Annotated in this window: 19 protein-coding genes; 4 read left to right on the forward strand and 15 right to left on the reverse strand. The window is 70.3% G+C overall.

The window, feature by feature from the left end; translation table 11 throughout:
- Window positions 1–2 precede the first annotated feature (2 nt).
- From nuoK to ABZ948_RS06860, 11 genes are read right to left on the reverse strand one after another with little or no spacing between them, the layout of a single operon-like run.
- The gene (gene nuoK / locus ABZ948_RS06810) at window positions 3–302 is read right to left on the reverse strand and encodes an NADH-quinone oxidoreductase subunit NuoK (protein WP_003992252.1); all 300 of its coding nucleotides are present in this window, start codon (window positions 300–302) and stop codon (window positions 3–5) included.
- Window positions 299–1,141, reverse strand: a complete 843-nt coding sequence (locus ABZ948_RS06815) for an NADH-quinone oxidoreductase subunit J (RefSeq protein WP_359757881.1) — start codon at window positions 1,139–1,141, stop codon at window positions 299–301. The genes nuoK and ABZ948_RS06815 overlap by 4 nt, the downstream gene beginning before the upstream one ends.
- Window positions 1,138–1,779 (reverse strand): NADH-quinone oxidoreductase subunit NuoI, encoded by a 642-nt coding sequence (gene nuoI, locus ABZ948_RS06820; RefSeq protein ID WP_359757970.1) that lies wholly within the window; start codon window positions 1,777–1,779, stop codon window positions 1,138–1,140. The genes ABZ948_RS06815 and nuoI overlap by 4 nt, the downstream gene beginning before the upstream one ends.
- 16 nt (window positions 1,780–1,795) lie before the next feature.
- A complete protein-coding gene (gene nuoH, locus ABZ948_RS06825; RefSeq protein ID WP_359757971.1) occupies window positions 1,796–3,169 on the reverse strand; it encodes an NADH-quinone oxidoreductase subunit NuoH in 1,374 nt (457 codons plus the stop codon).
- Between the two features lie 20 nt (window positions 3,170–3,189).
- Entirely contained in the window at window positions 3,190–5,694 is a 2,505-nt protein-coding gene (locus ABZ948_RS06830; protein ID WP_359757882.1) for an NADH-quinone oxidoreductase subunit G, read from the reverse strand.
- Window positions 5,691–7,037, reverse strand: a complete 1,347-nt coding sequence (gene nuoF, locus ABZ948_RS06835) for an NADH-quinone oxidoreductase subunit NuoF (RefSeq protein WP_359757883.1) — start codon at window positions 7,035–7,037, stop codon at window positions 5,691–5,693. Before nuoF ends, ABZ948_RS06830 begins: the two co-directional genes overlap by 4 nt.
- Complete coding sequence (gene nuoE / locus ABZ948_RS06840) at window positions 7,037–7,897, reverse strand: NADH-quinone oxidoreductase subunit NuoE (RefSeq protein WP_359757884.1); 861 nt, start codon at window positions 7,895–7,897, stop codon at window positions 7,037–7,039. The genes nuoF and nuoE overlap by 1 nt, the downstream gene beginning before the upstream one ends.
- The gene (locus ABZ948_RS06845; RefSeq protein ID WP_359757885.1) at window positions 7,894–9,216 is read right to left on the reverse strand and encodes an NADH-quinone oxidoreductase subunit D; all 1,323 of its coding nucleotides are present in this window, start codon (window positions 9,214–9,216) and stop codon (window positions 7,894–7,896) included. The genes nuoE and ABZ948_RS06845 overlap by 4 nt, the downstream gene beginning before the upstream one ends.
- Entirely contained in the window at window positions 9,213–9,956 is a 744-nt protein-coding gene (locus tag ABZ948_RS06850) for an NADH-quinone oxidoreductase subunit C (protein ID WP_359757886.1), read from the reverse strand. The genes ABZ948_RS06845 and ABZ948_RS06850 overlap by 4 nt, the downstream gene beginning before the upstream one ends.
- Window positions 9,953–10,507 (reverse strand): NuoB/complex I 20 kDa subunit family protein, encoded by a 555-nt coding sequence (locus ABZ948_RS06855; protein ID WP_018528252.1) that lies wholly within the window; start codon window positions 10,505–10,507, stop codon window positions 9,953–9,955. The genes ABZ948_RS06850 and ABZ948_RS06855 overlap by 4 nt, the downstream gene beginning before the upstream one ends.
- 13 nt (window positions 10,508–10,520) lie before the next feature.
- Complete coding sequence (locus ABZ948_RS06860) at window positions 10,521–10,880, reverse strand: NADH-quinone oxidoreductase subunit A (protein ID WP_003974383.1); 360 nt, start codon at window positions 10,878–10,880, stop codon at window positions 10,521–10,523.
- A 724-nt stretch (window positions 10,881–11,604) separates the two neighbouring features.
- On the opposite strand from ABZ948_RS06860, the gene ABZ948_RS06865 reads away from it, so the two are divergent.
- Window positions 11,605–12,432: a C40 family peptidase gene (locus tag ABZ948_RS06865; RefSeq protein WP_359757887.1), complete on the forward strand. Its 828-nt coding sequence runs from the start codon at window positions 11,605–11,607 to the stop codon at window positions 12,430–12,432.
- Between the two features lie 127 nt (window positions 12,433–12,559).
- Here ABZ948_RS06865 and ABZ948_RS06870 read toward each other — a convergent pair whose 3' ends face one another.
- Window positions 12,560–14,437 carry a hydroxysqualene dehydroxylase gene (locus ABZ948_RS06870; RefSeq protein ID WP_359757888.1) on the reverse strand — a complete coding sequence of 626 codons (1,878 nt, stop codon included), beginning with the start codon at window positions 14,435–14,437 and terminating at the stop codon, window positions 12,560–12,562.
- A gap of 90 nt (window positions 14,438–14,527) precedes the next feature.
- Between ABZ948_RS06870 and def the strand changes: the two genes are divergently transcribed.
- The gene (def, locus tag ABZ948_RS06875; protein WP_359757889.1) at window positions 14,528–15,154 is read left to right on the forward strand and encodes a peptide deformylase; all 627 of its coding nucleotides are present in this window, start codon (window positions 14,528–14,530) and stop codon (window positions 15,152–15,154) included.
- Between the two features lie 52 nt (window positions 15,155–15,206).
- On the opposite strand, the gene ABZ948_RS06880 is transcribed toward def, so the two are convergent.
- Window positions 15,207–16,499 carry a geranylgeranyl reductase family protein gene (locus ABZ948_RS06880; RefSeq protein WP_359757890.1) on the reverse strand — a complete coding sequence of 431 codons (1,293 nt, stop codon included), beginning with the start codon at window positions 16,497–16,499 and terminating at the stop codon, window positions 15,207–15,209.
- Window positions 16,500–16,743: 244 nt separating this feature from the next.
- On the opposite strand from ABZ948_RS06880, the gene ABZ948_RS06885 reads away from it, so the two are divergent.
- On the forward strand, window positions 16,744–17,055 hold the full coding sequence (locus tag ABZ948_RS06885) for a PASTA domain-containing protein (RefSeq protein WP_359757891.1): 312 nt from the start codon (window positions 16,744–16,746) through the stop codon (window positions 17,053–17,055).
- A gap of 20 nt (window positions 17,056–17,075) precedes the next feature.
- Here the strand turns inward: ABZ948_RS06885 and ABZ948_RS06890 are convergent, their stop codons facing one another.
- Complete coding sequence (locus tag ABZ948_RS06890; protein ID WP_359757892.1) at window positions 17,076–17,771, reverse strand: demethylmenaquinone methyltransferase; 696 nt, start codon at window positions 17,769–17,771, stop codon at window positions 17,076–17,078.
- 23 nt (window positions 17,772–17,794) lie between these two features.
- Window positions 17,795–18,850 carry an acyltransferase family protein gene (locus ABZ948_RS06895; protein ID WP_359757972.1) on the reverse strand — a complete coding sequence of 352 codons (1,056 nt, stop codon included), beginning with the start codon at window positions 18,848–18,850 and terminating at the stop codon, window positions 17,795–17,797.
- Between the two features lie 929 nt (window positions 18,851–19,779).
- On the opposite strand from ABZ948_RS06895, the gene ABZ948_RS06900 reads away from it, so the two are divergent.
- Window positions 19,780–20,256: a GNAT family N-acetyltransferase gene (locus ABZ948_RS06900; protein ID WP_359757893.1), complete on the forward strand. Its 477-nt coding sequence runs from the start codon at window positions 19,780–19,782 to the stop codon at window positions 20,254–20,256.
- The last annotated feature ends 2 nt before the right edge of the window (window positions 20,257–20,258 follow it).

The raw sequence follows: 20,258 nt of genomic DNA on the forward strand, positions 1-20,258 counted from the left end.
CCTTACAGCTTCATCAGGCTGGCGTCGTCGACCGAGGCCGAGTGGCGGGCGCGGAACAGGGACACGATGATCGCGAGCCCGACCACGACCTCCGCGGCGGCGACGACCATCGTGAAGAAGGCGATGATCTGACCGTCGAGGTTGCCGTGCATCCGGGAGAAGGCGACGAACGCGAGGTTGCAGGCGTTGAGCATGAGCTCGATGCACATGAACACGACGATCGCGTTGCGCCGGATCAGCACGCCGGTGGCGCCGATCGTGAACAGCAGGGCCGCGAGATAGAGGTAGTTGACGGGGTTCACTTCGACGCCTCCTCGGGCCGCTTGAACGTGGCCGGCTCGATGGCCTTCCGCTCCAGGCGCTCCTCGGCACGCTGCTCCAGGGCCTTGAGGTCGTTGAGCGCCTCCTGCGACACGTCCCGGATCTGGCCCCGCTCGCGCAGGGTCTTGCTGACCGTGAGGTCGGAGGGGGTGCCGTCGGGCAGCAGGCCCGCGATGTCGACCGCGTTGTGCCGGGCGTACACGCCGGGCGCCGGCAGCGGCGGCAGGTACTTGCCCTCGCGCACACGCTCCTCGGCGAGCTCCCGCTGCGTCTTGGCCCGCTCGGTGCGCTCCCGGTGGGTGAGCACCATGGCGCCGACGGCGGCCGTGATGAGCAGGGCGCCGGTGATCTCGAACGCGAAGACGTACCTGGTGAAGAGGAGGGCGGCGATGCCCTCCACGTTCCCGCCGGCGTTCGCCTGGCCGATGCCGTTGAACTCCTTCAGGGACGCGTTGCCGATCCCGGCGATCAGCAGGACGCCGAAGCCGAGCCCGCACAGCAGGGCCAGCCAGCGCTGGCCCTTGATGGTCTCCTTCAGGGAGTCCGCCGCGGTGACGCCGACCAGCATCACCACGAACAGGAACAGCATCATGATCGCGCCCGTGTAGACGACGATCTGGACGACGCCCAGGAAGTAGGCGCCGTTGGCGAGGTAGAACACCGCCAGGATGATCATGGTCCCGGCGAGGCAGAGGGCGCTGTGCACGGCCTTCTTCATGAAGACGGTGCACAGGGCGCCGAGCACCGCGACCGTGCCGAGGATCCAGAACTGGACGGCCTCTCCGGTGGAGGTGGAGTAGGCGGCGAGCTGGGCGGTCATCGGCCGATCACCTTCTTTGACGCCGGCTCGGTCCCGCCGAAGGTCGAGTCGGCCTCCTGCACCACCTCGCCCTTGGAGTGGGCGACCTGGCGCTCCGTACCGGGGGCGGCTTCGGTCACCAGGCCCCGGTAGTAGTCCTGTTCGTCCGTGCCCGGGTAGATGGCGTGGGGCGTGTCGACCATGCCCTCCTCAAGACCGGCGAGCAGCTGCTCCTTGGTGTAGATGAGGTTGGCGCGGCTGGAGTCGGCCAGCTCGAACTCGTTCGTCATCGTCAGCGCGCGCGTGGGGCACGCCTCGATGCACAGGCCGCACAGGATGCAGCGGGCGTAGTTGATCTGGTAGACGCGGCCGTACCGCTCGCCCGGCGAGTAGCGCTCCTCGTCGGTGTTGTCCGCGCCCTCGACGTAGATGGCGTCGGCGGGGCAGGCCCAGGCGCACAGCTCACAACCGACGCACTTCTCCAGGCCGTCCGGATGGCGGTTGAGCTGGTGCCGTCCGTGGAAGCGCGGAGCCGTGGTCTTCTGCTGCTCCGGGTACTGCTCGGTCAGCCGCTTCTTGAACATGGCCTTGAAGGTCACGCCGAAGCCGGCCACGGGGTTCATGAAACCCGGCTTGGTGTCCTTGGGTTCCTCGGCCATCGAACGCTCGATTTCCTCAGCCATCGGACGCCTCCTTTCCATCCGTAGATCCGCCCAGAGATTCGTCACTCTGAGTATCGGGCCCACCACTGACAATCAGCTCCCGCTCACGGCGCGAGCGGCGTCGCGGGACGGGCGGAAGTTCCTGTCCCGGCAGAGGCGGTACGGGGAATCCGCCCGCCATCGGGTCGAAGACCGGGGTCTCGGCCGGCGGTTCGGCCTGCTTCGCCTTCTCGCGGAACATGTCGGCGACGAAGGAGAGCAGCAGCACGGCGAGGACGCCGCCGCCGACGTAGAGGGCGATGTCGGCGAAGTCGTAGCCCTCGTTCCGCAGGGCCCGGACGCTCGCGACGAGCATCAGCCACACCAGCGAGACCGGGATGAGGACCTTCCAGCCGAGCTTCATCAGCTGGTCGTAGCGGACGCGCGGGAGGGTGCCGCGGATCCAGATGAACATGAACAGCAGCAGCTGCACCTTGACGGTGAACCACAGCAGCGGCCACCAGCCGTGGTTGGCGCCCTCCCAGAAGGTGCTGACGGGCCAGGGGGCCCGCCAGCCGCCGAGGAAGAGCGTGGTGGCGACGGCCGAGACGGTGACCATGTTGACGTACTCGGCGAGCATGAACATCGCGAACTTGATCGACGAGTACTCGGTGTTGAAGCCGCCGACCAGGTCGCCCTCGGACTCCGGCATGTCGAAGGGGGCGCGGTTGGTCTCGCCGACCATCGTGACGATGTAGATGATGAAGGAGACCGGCAGCAGCAGGATGTACCAGCGGTCGGTCTGCTGCTCGACGATCGTCGACGTCGACATCGACCCCGAGTAGAGGAACACGGAGGCGAAGGCGGCGCCCATCGCGATCTCGTAGGAGATCATCTGCGCGCACGAGCGCAGACCGCCCAGCAGCGGGTACGTCGAGCCGGAGCTCCAGCCCGCCAGGACGATGCCGTAGATGCCGACCGAGGCGACCGCGAGGATGTAGAGCATCGCGATCGGCAGGTCGGTGAGCTGCATCGTGGTGCGCTGGCCGAAGATCGAGATCTCGTTGCCGGCCGGGCCGAAGGGGATCACCGCGATCGCCATGAAGGCCGGGATGGCCGCGATGATCGGCGCGAGGACGTACACCGCCTTGTCCGCGCGCTTGACGACGACGTCCTCCTTGAGCATCAGCTTGATGCCGTCGGCGAGCGACTGGAGCATGCCCCAGGGGCCGTGCCGGTTGGGGCCGATGCGCAGCTGCATCCAGGCGACGACCTTGCGCTCCATGACGATGGAGATCAGCACGGTCACCATCAGGAAGGCGAAGCAGAACACCGCCTTGATGACGACCAGCCACCAGGGGTCGGTGCCGAACATCGAGAGGTCTTCAGCGGCGAGGTACGGGCCCATGCCTCCACCTCCTTGAAGGCTCATGCCTCCACCTCCTTGGGGGCCTCGCCGGCGAGGGTCGCCGGGCCGATGCGGACGAGGGAGCCGGGCCGCGCCCCGGTGTCGGAGGCGACGCCGCCGCCGGTGGAGTTCAGCGGGAGCCACACCACCCGGTCGGGCATCTCGCTGATCTGCAGCGGGAGTTCCACGGCCCCCTCGGGGCCGGTGACCGCGAGGAGGTCGCCGTCCTTGACGCCCGCCTCGGCGGCCGTGGCGGCCGACACCCGCGCGCGTGCGGCGTGCCGGGTGCCGGCGAGTGCCTCGTCGCCCTGCTGGAGGACGCCCTGGTCGAGCAGCAGCCGGTGTCCGGCGAGCACGGCCTCCCCGGCGGCCGGACGGGGCAGCGGGCCCGCGGTCTCCAGGGGTTCGCCGGCTCGCGGGCCGTCCCAGGCGCCGAGCCGGTCGATCTCGGCCCGTACCGTGCGCAGGTCCGGCAGCCCCAGGTGGACGTCCATGGCGTCGGCGAGCATCTGCAGCACGCGCGCGTCGGCGGGCGCGAGACGGCGGGTCATCTGGTCCGGCTTGAGCGCCGCCTCGAAGAAGCGGACCCGGCCTTCCCAGTTGAGGAAGGTGCCGGCCTTCTCGGCGACCGCCGCGACGGGCAGGACCACGTCGGCCTTGCGGGTGATCTCGCCGGGCCGCAGTTCGAGCGAGACCAGGAAGCCGACCTCGTCGAGCGCCGCACGCGCGCGTGCCGGGTCGGGCAGGTCGGCGATCTCCACGCCCGCGACCAGCAGGGCCTGGAGTTCGCCGGTCGCGGCGGCCTCCACGATCTGGCCGGTGTCACGGCCGTAGCGGTGCGGGAGGCCGGCGACGCCCCAGACGGCGGCGACCTCGTCCCGCGCGCGGGGGTCGGTGGCCGGACGCCCGCCCGGCAGCAGCGACGGCAGGGCGCCCGCCTCGACCGCGCCGCGTTCCCCGGCCCGGCGCGGGATCCACACCAGCCGGGCCCCGGTCGCGGTGGCGGTGCGGACGGCGGCCGTCAGACCGCCGGCCACCGCGGCCAGCCGCTCGCCGACGACGATCACCGCGCCCTCGGCGCGCAGCGCCTCGGCGGCGGCGGCGCCGTCACCCTCCAGACCGGCGTTGCCCGCGAGTGCGTCCAGCCACTCGGTCTCGGTGCCGGGAGCCGCCGGCAGCAGGGTGCCGCCCGCCTTCTCCAGACCCCGGGTGGTGTGGGTGGCGAGCGAGAAGGTGCGCTGCCCGTGCTTGCGCCAGGCCTTGCGCAGCCGCAGGAAGACGCCGGGCGCCTCCTCCTCGGCCTCGAAGCCGACCAGCAGGACGGCGGGTGCCTTCTCCAGCGCGGTGTACGTGACGCCCGTGCCGTCGAGGTCCCGGCCGCGTCCGGCGACCTGGGCGGCGAGGAAGTCGGCCTCCTCGCCGCTGTGCACGCGCGCGCGGAAGTCGATGTCGTTGGTGTCGAGCGCCACGCGCGCGAACTTGCTGTACGCGTAGGCGTCCTCGATGGTGAGGCGGCCGCCGGTCAGGACACCGGTACGGCCCCGGGAGGCCAGTAGCCCCTGGGCCGCGATCTGCAGCGCCTCGGGCCAGGAGGCCGGTTCCAGTTCGCCCTCGGCGTTGCGCACCAGCGGCGTCTGGAGCCGGTCGCGCTGCTGGGCGTAGCGGAACGCGAACCGCCCCTTGTCGCAGATCCACTCCTCGTTGACCTCGGGGTCGAGGGCCGCGAGCCGCCGCATGACCTTGCCGCGCCGGTGGTCGGTGCGGGTGGCGCAGCCGCCGGAGCAGTGCTCGCACACCGACGGGGAGGAGACCAGGTCGAAGGGGCGGGAGCGGAATCGGTACGCCGCCGAGGTCAGCGCTCCCACGGGGCAGATCTGGATGGTGTTGCCGGAGAAGTACGACTCGAACGGGTCGCCCTCGCCGGTGCCGACCTGCTGGAGCGCGCCCCGCTCGATCAGCTCGATCATCGGGTCGCCCGCGACCTGGTTGGAGAACCGGGTGCAGCGGGCGCACAGCACGCACCGCTCGCGGTCGAGCAGCACCTGCGTGGAGATCGGGACGGGCTTCTCGTAGGTCCGCTTGCGGCCCTCGAAGCGGGAATCGGCGTCGCCGTGCGACATGGCCTGGTTCTGCAGCGGGCACTCGCCGCCCTTGTCGCAGACCGGGCAGTCCAGGGGGTGGTTGATGAGCAGGAGCTCCATCACACCCTTCTGGGCCTTCTCGGCGACCGGGGAGGTCAGGTGGGTCTTCACCACCATCCCGTCGGTGCAGGTGATGGTGCAGGACGCCATGGGCTTGCGCTGGCCCTCGACCTCGACGATGCACTGGCGGCAGGCGCCGGCCGGGTCCAGGAGGGGGTGGTCGCAGAACCGGGGGATCTCGATGCCGAGTTGCTCGGCGGCCCGGATGACCAGGGTGCCCTTGGGCACGCTGATCTCGATGCCGTCGATCGTCAGCGACACGAGGTCCTCCGGCGGGACCGCCGCCTCTCCCCCACCCGCGGGAGCGTTGGTGGTCACGGTCATGCGTTCACCTCCGTGCGGTCGGCCCAGGCCGTCGACTTGGCCGGGTCGAAGGGGCAGCCCCGGCCCGTGATGTGCTGCTCGTACTCCTCGCGGAAGTACTTCAGCGAGGAGAAGATCGGCGAGGCGGCGCCGTCGCCGAGGGCGCAGAAGGACTTGCCGTTGATGTTGTCGGCGATGTCGTTCAGCTTGTCGAGGTCGGACATCTGTCCCTTGCCGGCCTCGATGTCGCGCAGCAGCTGCACGAGCCAGTAGGTCCCTTCGCGGCAGGGCGTGCACTTGCCGCAGGACTCGTGGGCGTAGAACTCGGTCCAGCGCGTGACGGCACGGACCACGCAGGTCGTCTCGTCGAAGCACTGGAGGGCTTTTGTGCCGAGCATGGAACCCGCGGCGCCCACTCCTTCGTAATCAAGAGGGACGTCGAGGTGCTCGTCGGTGAACATCGGGGTCGAGGAGCCGCCCGGCGTCCAGAACTTGAGGCGGTGCCCGGGGCGCATGCCGCCGCTCATCTCGAGGAGCTGGCGGAGCGTGATCCCGAGCGGCGCCTCGTACTGACCGGGGCTCGCGACATGGCCGGAGAGGGAGTACAGCGTGAAGCCGGGCGACTTCTCACTCCCCATCGACCGGAACCACTCCTTGCCCCGATGCATGATCGCGGGAACCGAAGCGATCGACTCGACGTTGTTCACCACAGTCGGGCAGGCATAGAGGCCCGCGACGGCAGGGAAGGGGGGACGGAGCCGCGGTTGACCCCGGCGGCCTTCGAGCGAGTCCAGCAGTGCGGTCTCCTCACCGCAGATGTACGCGCCCGCGCCCGCGTGCACGGTGATGTCGAGGTCGAGTCCGCTGCCCAGGATGTTCTCGCCGAGGAAGCCCGCCTCGTACGCCTCGCGCACGGCAGAGTGCAACCGCCGCAGCACGGGGACGACTTCACCACGCAGATAGATGAAGGCGTGCGACGACCTGATGGCGTAACACGCGATGATCATGCCCTCGATGAGGCTGTGCGGGTTCGCGAAGAGGAGCGGGATGTCCTTGCACGTCCCGGGCTCCGACTCGTCGGCGTTGACAACCAGATAGTGCGGCTTTCCATCTCCCTGCGGAATGAACTGCCACTTCATCCCGGTGGGGAATCCCGCGCCGCCGCGTCCGCGCAGACCGGACTCCTTGACGTACGCGATCACGTCGTCCGGCGACATGGCGAGCGCCTTGCGCAGCCCCTCGTAGCCGTCGTGCCTGCGGTACACGTCCAGCGTCCAGGACCTGTCCTCGTCCCAGAAGGCCGACAGCACCGGTGCGAGCAGCTTCTCGGGGCTCATGTCTTTCAGCTCGGGTGCCAAGGTCATCACTCCCCCTCCTCGGCTGTGGGCCCGGCCGGGTGGGCCGGGTCGGAGGCCGACGTGTCCTGCGGCGCGTCGTGCGAGCTCAAGTGCTCCGTCGGTGACGGGTCGTGCGGCGCGTCGGTGCGGGCCGCCTCGCCGCGCGGGTGCACCACGCGGGCGGCAGCGCCCTCCCCCTTGGCGAGCTTGAGGCCGACCAGGGAGGCGGGTCCCGCGCTCCCTCCGGACTCGACGGCCCCGTCCCGCTCGTCGGGGAAGCCGGCCAGGATCCGGGCGGTCTCCTTGAAGGAGCACAGGGGCGCCCCGCGCGTGGGCGCGACCGGCCGTCCCGCGCGCAGGTCGTCGACGAGGCGCTTGGCGCTGGCGGGGGTCTGGTTGTCGAAGAACTCCCAGTTGACCATCACGACCGGCGCGAAGTCGCAGGCCGCGTTGCACTCGATGTGCTCCAGGGTGACCTTGCCGTCGTCGGTGGTCTCGCCGTTGCCGACGCCGAGGTGCTCCTGGAGCTCCTCGAAGATCGCGTCCCCGCCCATCACGGCGCACAGGGTGTTGGTGCACACCCCGACCTGGTAGTCGCCGCTCGGCCGGCGCCGGTACATGGTGTAGAAGGTCGCGACGGCGGTGACCTCGGCCGTGGTCAGGCCGAGCACGTCCGCGCAGAACTGCATGCCGGTGCGCGTGACGTGCCCCTCCTCGGACTGCACGAGGTGCAGCAGCGGCAGGAGGGCGGACCGGGAGTCCGGGTAGCGGGCGATGACCTCGCGCGCGTCGGTCTCCAGCCGGGCCCGGACGTCGTCCGGGTAGGCGGGTGCGGGCAGTTCGGGCATGCCCAGGCTGACGCCCCGCTCGGAGGATGAGGTGGTCACCGGTCGACGCCTCCCATCACGGGGTCGATGGACGCGACGGCGACGATGACGTCGGCGACCTGGCCGCCCTCGCACATCGCCGCCATGGCCTGCAGGTTGGTGAAGGACGGGTCGCGGAAGTGGACCCGGTAGGGGCGGGTGCCGCCGTCGGACACGACGTGCACCCCGAGCTCGCCCTTGGGCGACTCGACCGCCGTGTACGCCTGTCCCGGCGGGACGCGGAAGCCCTCGGTGACCAGCTTGAAGTGGTGGATCAGGGCCTCCATGGAGGTGCCCATGATCTTCTTGATGTGGTCGAGGGAGTTGCCGAGCCCGTCCGGGCCCAGGGCGAGCTGCGCGGGCCAGGCGATCTTCTTGTCCGCGACCATGACCGGGCCGGGCTGGAGCCGGTCCAGGCACTGCTCGACGATCCTGAGCGACTGGCGCATCTCCTCCAGCCGGATGAGGAAGCGGCCGTAGGAATCACAGGTGTCGGCGGTCGGGACGTCGAAGTCGTACGTCTCGTAGCCGCAGTACGGCTGGGCCTTGCGCAGGTCGTGCGGCAGGCCGGTGGAGCGCAGGATCGGGCCCGTCGCGCCGAGGGCCATGCAGCCGGCCAGGTCGAGGTAGCCGACGTCCTGCATGCGGGCCTTGAAGATGGGGTTCCCGGTGGCGAGCTTGTCGTACTCCGGGAGGTTCTTCTTCATCTTCTTCACGAACTCGCGGATCTGGTCCACCGCGCCGGGCGGCAGGTCCTGGGCGAGTCCGCCCGGGCGGATGTACGCGTGGTTCATCCGCAGGCCGGTGATCAGCTCGTAGATGTCGAGAATGAGTTCACGATCACGGAATCCGTAGATCATGATCGTGGTGGCGCCGAGTTCCATGCCGCCGGTGGCGATGCACACCAGGTGCGAGGACAACCGGTTCAGCTCCATCAGGAGCACGCGGATGATCGAGGCGCGGTCCGGGATCTGGTCCTCGATGCCGAGGAGCTTCTCGACGCCGAGGCAGTACGCCGTCTCGTTGAAGAACGGCGTCAGGTAGTCCATGCGCGTCACGAACGTGGTGCCCTGCGTCCACGTCCGGTACTCGAGGTTCTTCTCGATGCCGGTGTGGAGGTAGCCGATGCCGCAGCGGGCCTCGGTGACGGTCTCGCCCTCGATCTCCAGGATCAGGCGGAGCACGCCGTGCGTGGACGGGTGCTGCGGGCCCATGTTGACGACGATGCGCTCGTCGTCGGCGCGGGCCGCGGACTGGACGACCTCGTCCCAGTCGCCGCCGGTGACGGTGTAGACGGTGCCCTCGGTGGTCTCGCGAGGGGATGCGTGCGAAGTGCTCACGAGTACGACCTCCGCTGGTCCGGAGCCGGGATCTGGGCGCCCTTGTACTCGACGGGGATGCCGCCGAGGGGGTAGTCCTTGCGCTGCGGAAAGCCCTGCCAGTCGTCCGGCATCATGATCCGCGTCAGGGCGGGGTGGCCGTCGAAGACGATGCCGAAGAAGTCGTACGTCTCACGCTCGTGCCAGTCGTTCGTCGGATAGACGGAGAACAGCGACGGGATGTGCGGGTCGCTGTCGGGCGCGCTGACCTCCAGGCGGATCAGCCGGTTGTGGGTGATCGAGCGCAGGTGGTAGACGGCGTGCAGCTCGCGGCCCTTGTCGTTCGGGTAGTGGACACCGCTGACGCCGGTGCACAGCTCGAAGCGCAGGGCCGGGTCGTCGCGCAGGGTGCGGGCGACCATCACCAGGTGCTCGCGCTCGATGTGGAAGGTCAGCTCGCCGCGGTCGACGACCGTCTTCTCGATGGCGTTGTCCGGGAGCAGGCCCTGTTCCTCCAGGGCGCCCTCCAGCTCGTCGGCGACCTCGTCGAACCAGCCGCCGTACGGCCTGCTCGCCGGTCCCGGGAGCCGGACCGAGCGGACCAGGCCGCCGTAGCCGGTGGTGTCGCCGCCGTTGTTCGCGCCGAACATGCCGCGCTGGACGCGGATCTCCTCGCCGCCCTGGCCGCGCTGGCCCGGGAGGTTCGACGCGCTCAGGTCCTTCTCCGGGTTCACGCCGCCCGCGCCGTTCGCGTCGCTCATCGCAGCAGCCCCTTCATCTCGATCGTGGGCAGGGCCTTGAGCGCCGCCTCCTCCGCCTCGCGGGCCGCCTCCTCGGCGTTCACGCCGAGCTTGGAGGACTGGATCTTCTGGTGGAGCTTGAGGATGGCGTCCATGAGCATCTCCGGCCGTGGCGGGCAGCCGGGGAGGTAGATGTCGACCGGCACGATGTGGTCGACGCCCTGGACGATGGCGTAGTTGTTGAACATGCCGCCGGAGGAGGCGCAGACCCCCATGGAGATCACCCACTTGGGGTTCGGCATCTGGTCGTAGACCTGCCGGAGCACCGGCGCCATCTTCTGGCTGACCCGGCCGGCGACGATCATCAGGTCCGCCTGGCGCGGCGAGCCGCGGAAGACCTCCATGCCGAAGCGCGCCAGGTCGTAGCGGCCGGCGCCGGTGGTCATCATCTCGATGGCGCAGCAGGCGAGGCCGAACGTGGCGGGGAAGACGGACGACTTGCGCACCCAGCCCGCGGCCTGCTCGACGGTGGTCAGCAGGAAGCCGCTCGGCAGCTTTTCTTCGAGTCCCATGACGTGTGGCCCCTCAGTCCCATTCCAGGCCGCCGCGCCGCCATACGTACGCGTACGCGACGAAGACGGTGAGCACGAAGAGCAGCATCTCCACGAGCCCGAAGATCCCCAGGGCGTCGAAGGTGACGGCCCAGGGGTAGAGGAAGACGATCTCGATATCGAAAATGATGAAGAGCATCGCCGTCAGGTAGTACTTGATGGGGAAGCGCCCGCCGCCGGCCGGCGTGGGGGTCGGCTCGATTCCGCACTCGTAGGCCTCGAGCTTGGCCCGGTTGTACCGCTTGGGCCCGATCAACGTGGCCATGACCACGGAGAAGATCGCAAAGCCTGCCCCGAGGGCTCCCAGTACGAGGATGGGCGCATAAGCGTTCACCGCTCCTCGCTCCTCTCAGTCGGCACTGACTGCTGGCGGTTTGCATCGGGCTCACATCCGCCCCACCAGTCCCCCGAACCCCGCCCGCCCCGGCGAAGATCGGGAACATGTGAAGCAGGTCACAAGCCCAACCGCGTGCATCTTATGCCCGACGCTCTGTGATCTGCGACACGGGGTATTGCACAAGCTTTGTGATCTCCACCACCTGACGATCGATCATGAAGTCGGATGAGCGGTGATCTTCACACCCGAAGCGTCCGAGTGATCACCAGAGGTGACATTTTGGCTCGTCAGCGCAGGCCGGAGGGTGCGTCTCAATATCAAGAGAGTTCCCTTGCATGCAAATTGGCGATGGACTTGATCTCTTGATAGAGGCGCGTTCACACATCAGGGGGCGCACGAAACGGGGTGTGGACGCGTGCACGCGTTCACGATCTTCGCGAGGCCGTGACCCGGCCGTGATCCACGCGCCGGGACGCGACCGTCACGGCAACCGTTCCGTGACCTCCGTCACATCGATGAGAGGCGCATGAGAACGGGGCTTGGCCAATCAACGCAACCGATGGTAGGCGCGGGGCAATTCGGGCGTATTGATCAAACACCGTGATCACAGGCTGGTCACGGGGCGCCCGCAATGTCCGTTACGGCGTCAATAAAGGGCCCCGTTCGAGGGTTTTGGCGGCCCGATTGAGCAACTGTGGCGCAGCCCACGTTTCTTGAAGATATGAAGGAGCCCCTGGTACCGGTTATTCCCATGTCCCACACCGCTCACATACGCAGCCACCGGAAGCCCCGCCGCAGCGCGACCTCTTCGATCGCCCTGCGCGCCGGAGTTGCCGGTGGCGTTCTCAGCATGGCAGCGGCGGGTGCGTCGGCCTCGGCGAACGCCGCCGAGCCGGTGACGCAGACCATCGAACTGCCCACCCTGACGGCCGACATGTCCGCTCAGGTCGCCCAGTCCGCGGCCGCCACGCAGCAGGCCGCCGCGAACTACGAGCTGCGCGCAGAGCGTGACGCCGCCGCCGCCAAGGCCGCCGCGGAGGCCAAGAAGGACCTCGCCGAGGCGAAGAAGAAGGCCGAGGCCAAGAAGAAGGCGGCCGAGGCCGCCCGCAAGGCCGCCGCCGAGCGCGCCACCCGCAGCACCGAGCGCGCCACCCTGTCCGCCTCCGCCTCGGCGTCGGTCTCGGCGCCCGCCAGCGGCAGCGTCGCGACGGTCATCGCCTTCCTGAAGGCCCAGGTGGGCGACGCCTACGTCATGGGCGCCACCGGTCCCAACGCCTGGGACTGCTCTTCCCTCGTGCAGGCCGCGTACAAGCAGGTGGGTGTGGACCTGCCGCGCGTCTCGCAGGACCAGTCGATGGCCGGCACGGACGTCCCGCTGTCCAGCATCCAGGTCGGCGACATCCTGTACTGGGGCGGCAAGGGCTCCGCGTACCACGTGGGTGTCTACATCGGGAACGGCCAGTACCTGGACGCGGCGAACCCGTCCAAGGGCGTCGTCATCCAGGACCTGTCGGGCTACCCGGCGTCGGGCGCGGTGCGCGTCCTCTGAGGTCACTTCATCACTGATGCACGCATAACGGGCAAGAGGGCCGCTGTCACTCGGGGACAACGGCCCTCCCCGCCTGTCCGGGGCACCTCGGTAAGCCTTCACGGCCCTCCAGGGCCCCTCTGGGCGCCTATCCGAGGTCGAACGTGTTCGGCAGCCCCAGCCGGTACCGCAGTTCGTCCACGCGCTTCAGGGGCTCCAGCTCCGGCGGCCGGTACAGCTCCCAGACCCGGCAGCGCCCGATGTCTGAATCGTCCGCATCCAGCAGTGCGTTGACGGCGTGTCGCGCGGACTCGTTGGCGCCCTCCATCGACGCGAGGTCGACGTCGGTGCGGACGTAGTCGCCCGCGAGGAAGAAGTTGGGCACCTTCGTGCGGGCGGTCGGGCGGTTGTGGAGCGTGCCCGTGGGGTGGACGAGGAGCTGTTCGCGGTTCTGCGGGGCGGGGCCGCCCAGACCCGTCACCGCCGGGTCCATGAACCAGCCCAGCCGGTCCTCGTCCCTCAGGGTCGTCTTGCCGGCGTCGTTCAGACCGTCCTTCAGCTGGGCCCAGAGTTCGGCGACGACTTCTTCCCTGGTGCACTCCTTCGCCGTCTTCCCGTACAGGATGCCGGGCTTGTCCCATTCCGAGATGATCGCGGAGAGACAGTCGCGGGCCTGCCCGTCCCCGTAGTCGCGCGGGAAGTCCCGCACGTCCCAGAACTGGGCCTGGCCGATGGCCGTCACCGACCAGGGCGAGTCGAGGCAGTTGACGTGGCCGTGCACGACCGGGGTCGGGGTGCGCAGGTAGAACATCACGCCGGTCATCCAGTCGGTCTGCAGCGCGTCGCAGCGGGCGAGCTGCGGGTCGGCGGCGCGCAGGGCCCGGCTCCAGGTGAGGCGGGCGTGCTCGACGGGCAGGGCGCTGACGTAGTGGTCGGCCGTGATCACGCGCTCGCGGCCACCGTCGCGGGCGGAGACCCGTACGCCGGTGACGCGGCCGCCGTCGCAGAGGACCTCGTGGACCTGGGTGCCGAGGACGAACTCGACGCCGAGGGAGCGCAGGTGGGTCTCCCAGGGGTCGATCCACGCCTCGCTCGTGGGGGCGTTCAGGACGCGGTCGATGTCGGCGTCGGGGCCGTCCATGCCGCGGCCGAGCAGGCCCCACAGCAGCAGGGCCTCGATGATGACGCGGCCGACGGTCCGCGTGGACGCGACCTCCGCGCGCGTGGCGACGAGGTTGCGGGTCTGGCCGATGCCGAGGACGGTGCGGTACTCCTCGCTCATCTCCTCGGCGCGGATGAAGTCCCACCAGGCGACCTTCTCCCACTGGCCCTCGCGGCGGGCCTCGCAGCTGGTGAGGTGGACGAGGAGGCGGTTGGCGAAGTAGGCGGCCTCGTGGGCGGGCAGGCGGGTGCCGAGGTCGAGCACGGACAGGATCTGGTCGCGGATCCAGGACGGGGTCAGGTCGCCGGGGCGGGGAGGGGTGGTGGCCCGGCGGAGCGGGAAGTGCAGGTCCGGGCGGCCCGAGCCGCGGGCGAACAGCGCCTCGGTGCCGGAGCGGAGGTTGCCGCGGACGCCGTCGGCGTTGCCCGCGAAGGGGATGCGCCGCATGGTGTCGGGGAGGTTCCGGTAGAAGCCGGGGAAGAAGCGGAAGCCGTGCTCGCCGGGCAGGGGTGCGCGGCCGCCGGTGCCCGTGCCGGGGACGTCCATCGAGCGGGCCTTGCCGCCGAGGGCGTCGTAGTACTCGTAGACGGTGACGGCGTAGCCGCGCTCGGCGAGTTCGTGGGCGGCGCTGAGACCGGAGACGCCACCGCCGAGGACGGCGACGCCCTTGCCTGCCGAGGCGGAAGCGGCGCTCGCGACACCGGCACCGACACCGGCCACCACACCGACACCGGCACCGGCCACCACACCGGCACCGGCACCGGCACCGACGCCGGCTCCTAACGCGGCCCCGGTGCCCGAGAGGAAGCGTCTGCGCGTGTGGCCGGACTGCTCCTGGGACTGCTGCGCGTGTTCTGTTGTCATGATTCCCGGAGGGTAGGGAGGGGCTCCCGGTGCCGGAAGTCGGCTTCTCGCCACCCACAGCATCCTCACAAACACAGGGAGAGACAGCAGATGCCGAGTGTCTTCGTGCAGGGACGGCCCGTCGACGCGTACCCGAGGCTCGCGCCCGAGGCCCGGAACGGGAAGGTGCGGCGGATCACCGAGGTCGGCGAGGAGGTCCTGCACAAGCCGTGCCGGGACGTCACCGAGTTCGGCCCGGACCTCGCCGCGCTCATCGACGACATGTTCCTGACCATGTACATCGCGGACGGGGCCGGGCTCGCGGCGAACCAGGTCGGGGTCGATCTGCGGCTGTTCGTGTACGACTGCCCGGACGACGACGGGGTCCGGCACGTCGGGCACGTCGTCAACCCGGTGCTGGAGCCGATCGAAGCGGCCGGCCGGAGGCTGCTCGACGAGGCCGAGGGGTGCCTGTCCGTGCCGGGCGCCACGCGGGAGGTGCCGCGTCCGGACCGGGCCGTGGTGCGCGGGTTCGACCGGGACGGCGAGCCGGTCGTGATCGAGGGCACCGGATACTTCGCCCGCTGCCTGGCCCACGAGGCCGACCACTGTGAAGGGCGGCTCTACCTGGACCGGCTCTCGCAGCGCGAGCGCAAGGACGCGCTGCGGCAGATGACGGACCGGCGCGACGAGGTGTACGCGCGCCGGGCCGCCAACATCGAGGCCATGGGCGGCTGATCGACTGAAACGGCCGATGATCGTCTGAACGGCCGAATGGGTCGGCGGCCGGTCAGGCCTTCGGCGCGACCTTGCTCAGCCCGTTGATGATCCGGTCCATCGCGTCGCCGCCCGTCGGGTCGGTGAGGTTCGCGAGGAGCTTCAGCGTGAACTTCATCAGCATCGGGTGCGTGAGACCGCGCTGGGCGGCGATCTGCATGACCTTCGGGTTGCCGATGAGCTTCACGAAGGCCCGGCCGAGGGTGTAGTAGCCGCCGTAGGTGTCCTTCAGGACGCGCGGGTAGCGCTGCAGGGCCATCTCGCGGCCGGCCGGCGTCGGCCGCGCGTGGGCCTGGACGATGACGTCGGCGGCGATCTGGCCGGACTCCATGGCGTAGGCGATGCCCTCGCCGTTGAAGGGGTTCACCAGACCGCCGGCGTCGCCGACGAGCAGCAGGCCCTTGGTGTAGTGCGGCTGGCGGTTGAAGGCCATGGGGAGCGCGGCGCCGCGGATCGGCCCGGTCATGTTGTCGGGGGTGTAGCCCCAGTCCTCCGGCATGGACGCGCACCAGGCCTTGAGGACCTCTCGCCAGTCCAGCTCCTTGAAGGAGTCGGAGGTGTTGAGCACGCCCAGGCCGACGTTGGAGGTGCCGTCGCCCATGCCGAAGATCCAGCCGTAACCGGGCAGCAAACGGTCCTGAGGGCCGCGGCGGTCCCACAGTTCGAGCCAGGACTCCAGGTAGTCGTCCTCGTGGCGGGGGCTGGTGAAGTACGTGCGGACCGCGACGCCCATCGGGCGGTCCTCGCGGCGGTGCAGGCCCATCGCGAGGGACAGGCGGGTGGAGTTGCCGTCGGCGGCGACGACGAGCGGCGCGTGGAAGGTGACCTCGCGCTTCTCCTCGCCGAGCTTGGCGTGCACGCCGGTGATGCGGCCGGTGCGGTCGTCGACGATCGGCGCGCCCACGTTGCACTTCTCGAACAGCCGGGCACCGGCCTTCTGGGCCTGCCGGGCGAGCTGCTCGTCGAAGTCGTCGCGCTTGCGGACCAGGCCGTAGTCGGGGAAGGAGGCGAGGTCCGGCCAGTCGAGCTGGAGCCGCACTCCCCCGCCGATGATCCTCAGGCCCTTGTTGCGCAGCCAGCCGGCCTCTTCCGAGATGTCGATGCCCATCGCCACGAGCTGCTTGACCGCACGCGGGGTGAGGCCGTCACCGCAGACCTTCTCGCGCGGGAACTCGGTCTTCTCCAGGAGCAGTACGTCGAGTCCGGCCTTGGCGAGGTGGTACGCGGTGGTGGAGCCGGCTGGCCCCGCGCCGACGACGATGACATCGGCGGTGTTCTCGGAGAGGGGCTCGGTCACGACACTCACGGCGGGATCTCCCCAAGGTTCGGAATCGGTGTGCCGCCCGGGCACAGGACATGGGCAGTCTATGCAGCGGCGTTGATCACCCTGCTGAAGGGCTGCCTCCACTCCGCACCGACCCGGTCGGCAACGGACAGTAGTCGACTGTCACAGAAAGACACTTGTCGCTTCCGGCCGGTGCGGGGCGGGAGTTACCCTTCCTGTACCGCTGGGGGTGACATCTGTGCACATATCCCGCAAGACACCCGAAGTGCGCGTACCGCATCTGGTCGGTCTGATGGCCGTGGACGCGCGCGAGGCGGCCCGGGCGCGGGGGCTGTCCCTCAACGCGCCGGACCGGCCCGACTTGCACCTCGCCGTCGTCGACTACGTCGTGCGCCAGTACCCGCAGCCCGGCGCCGAGGTGCCGCGCGACTCGATGGTCTACGTGTGGTTCGACTTCGGCCCCGGCGAGGGCGGCGGAGGTGTGCACGAGCCGCGGGTTCCGCGACCGCCGAGGGGCGGGCTCCAGCGTGAGCTGGACGAGCCGGGCGATCCGTACATGGTCCTCAGCTCACCGTAGGGAAGCCCTCTAGGGAAACCTCAGTCCTTCTTGAAGCCCCGGTGCAGGGCCACGATCCCGCCGCTCAGGTTGCGCCAGGCCACCCGCGACCAGCCGGCCTTGCCCAGGCGCTCCGCGAGGGCGGGCTGATCGGGCCAGGCGCGGATGGACTCGGCGAGGTAGACGTAGGCGTCGGGGTTGGAGGAGACGGCCCGGGCGACCGGCGGCAGGGCGCGCATCAGGTACTCGGTGTAGACCGTGCGGAACGGCGCCCACGTCGGGTGGGAGAACTCGCAGATCACGATCCGCCCGCCGGGCCGGGTCACCCGGTGCATCTCGCGCAGCGCGGCGTCCGTGTCCTGCACGTTGCGCAGCCCGAAGGAGATGGTGACGGCGTCGAAGGTGTCGTCCTTGAACGGCAGCCGCGTCGCGTCGCCGGCGGTGTAGGGCAGCCAGGGCTGCCGCTGCTTGCCGACCTGGAGCATGCCCTGGGAGAAGTCGCACGGGACGACGTAGGCGCCGGTGCGGGCGAAGGGCAGCGAGGACGTGCCCGTGCCGGCCGCGAGGTCGAGGACCTTCTGCGCGGGGCGCGCGTCGACCGCCTTGGCGACCTCCTTGCGCCATCGCCGGTCCTGGCCGAGGGACAGCACGTCGTTGGTCAGGTCGTACCGTTCCGCCACGTCGTCGAACATCGAGGCGACTTCGTGCGGCTGCTTGTCCAGGGATGCGCGGGTCACGGGCCCATTCTTGCAGCACCCCCTCACGGCAGGAGCCGCGGCTTGCGTCGCGCCGCCACGTCCTCCACCCACCCGCACAGCAGCACGAACACGGCGATCAGCACCCAGCCCACGCCGAACAGGAACCACTGGCTGTCCAGCGGCAGGTGCGCCTCGAAGGCCGGTACCTCCCAGAACACGTCGATCAGCGGTACGGCGAGGACGAGCGCGATCTCGTGCCAGAGGTAGATCGTGACGGCCCGCGCGTTGAAGACGGTCACGAGCCGGTCGAGGAGCCGGTGGCGGGCCGGCGCCGGCATCGTGATGTGGAAGCGGTCCTTCGCGTACAGCAGCAGCGTCACGAACCCCGCCGACCAGAAGGCCTGCGCGAGCGGGTTCTCGTCGAGGTCGTACGTGCCGTACTCGGCCTGGTGCGCGAGGGCGTACCAGCCGCCGCAGGCCAGGGCGGCCAGCGCGGGCGGCACCACCGCGGCGGGCTTCAGGCGGGCCAGGACGCCGTCGTGGTGGGCGAAGCCGAGGAGCCAGCAGAAGAGGAAGGTCGCCAGGTCCCACAGCGCGGCACCGAGCCGGTCGTCCGGGGGCTGCCACGCGAACCGGAGGACCAGCACCGGGGTCAGGGACGCCGACAGGACGGTGAGGGGCGCGAGTCGGAAGATCCGCAGCAGGAGCGGGGAGAGCAGCACGAACCACAGGTACGTCCGCAGGTACCAGACGATCTCCCAGGCCTGCTCGCCCCAGGCGTCGCCGGGCGGGTCGCCGAGCGGCACGATCCAGTAGAGGATCTGCCGGCCCGGCATCCAGCCGTGCACCAGCATCGCGCCGACGACGAAGACGCCCCAGAACCAGAAGGGTGGCAGCAGCCGCCGGACACGGCTTCTGAGCACCGTGAGCGCGGGGCGACGGAGGGACCGCGCCATCAGCGTGCCGGCCAGGCCGAACATCACCCCCATGGAGGGGAAGACGAGCCCGGCCCAGGCCCATCCGAAGGCGTGGTACGCGACGACACGGACGAGGGCGACCGCGCGGAGGACGTCGAAGTAGCGATCGCGACGGTCCGACGCCGCAAGGGCCGCCCCCACGGCTGCCGCCGCACCGACCGGCGGGGCCGGGCCCACGGCTGGCGCCTCGCCAACCGACGGTGCCGGGCCTACGGCTGCCGCCGCACCGACCGCCGCAGCCGGACCCACGACTGCCGCCGCACCGACCGACGCAGCCGGACCCACGACTGCCGCCTCACCGACCGCCGCAGCCGGACCCACGACTGCCGCCTCACCGACCGCCGCAGCCGGACCCACGGCTGCCGCCGCACCGACCGGCAGAGCCGGGCCCACGACTGCCGCCTCACCGACCGACGCGGCCGGACCCACGACCACCGCTTGGCCGACCGACGGGACCGGGTCCGCGAACGCCGCCTCACCGACTGACGGGACCGGGTCCGCGAACGCCGCCTCACCGACTGACGGGACCGGGTCCGCGAAGGCCGCCTCACCGACTGACGGGACCGGGTCCGCGAACACCGCCTCACCGACCGACGGGGCCGAGTCCGCGGCCATCACCTCGCCGGTGGTCGCGCCCCTGCCGAGCACCGCCTCACCGCCCGCCGACCCGTAGCCAGCCGGCACCTCGCCGACGGCTGACCTACCGACCGGCACCTCGCCGCCCGTCGCCCGGTTGCCGGCCACCGGCCCGAGATGGGCCACCGGTCCGTAGTTGACCACCGGCCCGTCGCCGGCCACCGGCCCGTAGCCAACCGCCGACCCGTCGCCCGCCACCGACCCATAGCCAACCGCCGACCCGTCGCCCGCCACCGGCCCGTAGCCGGTCGCCGCCGCCGAACCAACCGTCGCCCCCTTGCCGGTCCGTGCCTCGCCGACCGCCGTCTTACGCCGCGCCCCCTTGCTGTGCGCGCCCATCAGGCCGCCCCTCCTTTCCGGTCTGGGGCTGGTGGCAGCCGTTCGTGGGTGAGTGAGGAGCAGGAGAATGGGACGCACCTGAGTGGGGGACATACATGGACGTGCTGATCAGGCCCGCACGGGCGACGGAAGCCGGCGTGCTCACCGACCTGGCTCTGCGGTCCAAGGCGCATTGGGGCTATGACGCCGGGTTCCTGGAAGCGTGCCGGGACGAGCTCACCCTCGCCGCGGACGAGGTCGCGCGCCGACGGACCACGGTGGCCGACAGGGACGGCCGCATCCTCGGCTTCGCGACGCTCGAGGGTGAGCCGCCCACCGGCGTCCTGGGCATGATGTTCGTCGAGCCGCAGGCCATCGGCCAGGGGATCGGCCGCCTGCTGTTCGAGCGCACGATCGCCGCCGGACGGGACCTGGGGTTCACGCGGCTCACGATCGACGCGGACCCGAACGCCGAGCCGTTCTACCGCGCGATGGGCGCGGTCCGCGTAGGGGAAGTCCCCTCGGGCTCCATCGCCGGCCGAGTGCTGCCGCAGCTGGTCGTCACCATCCACCGCGCAGACGGCGCCGCTTGACG

This window comes from Streptomyces olindensis (assembly GCF_040645895.1).
In the GTDB taxonomy this organism is placed as follows: Bacteria; Actinomycetota; Actinomycetes; order Streptomycetales; family Streptomycetaceae; genus Streptomyces; species Streptomyces olindensis.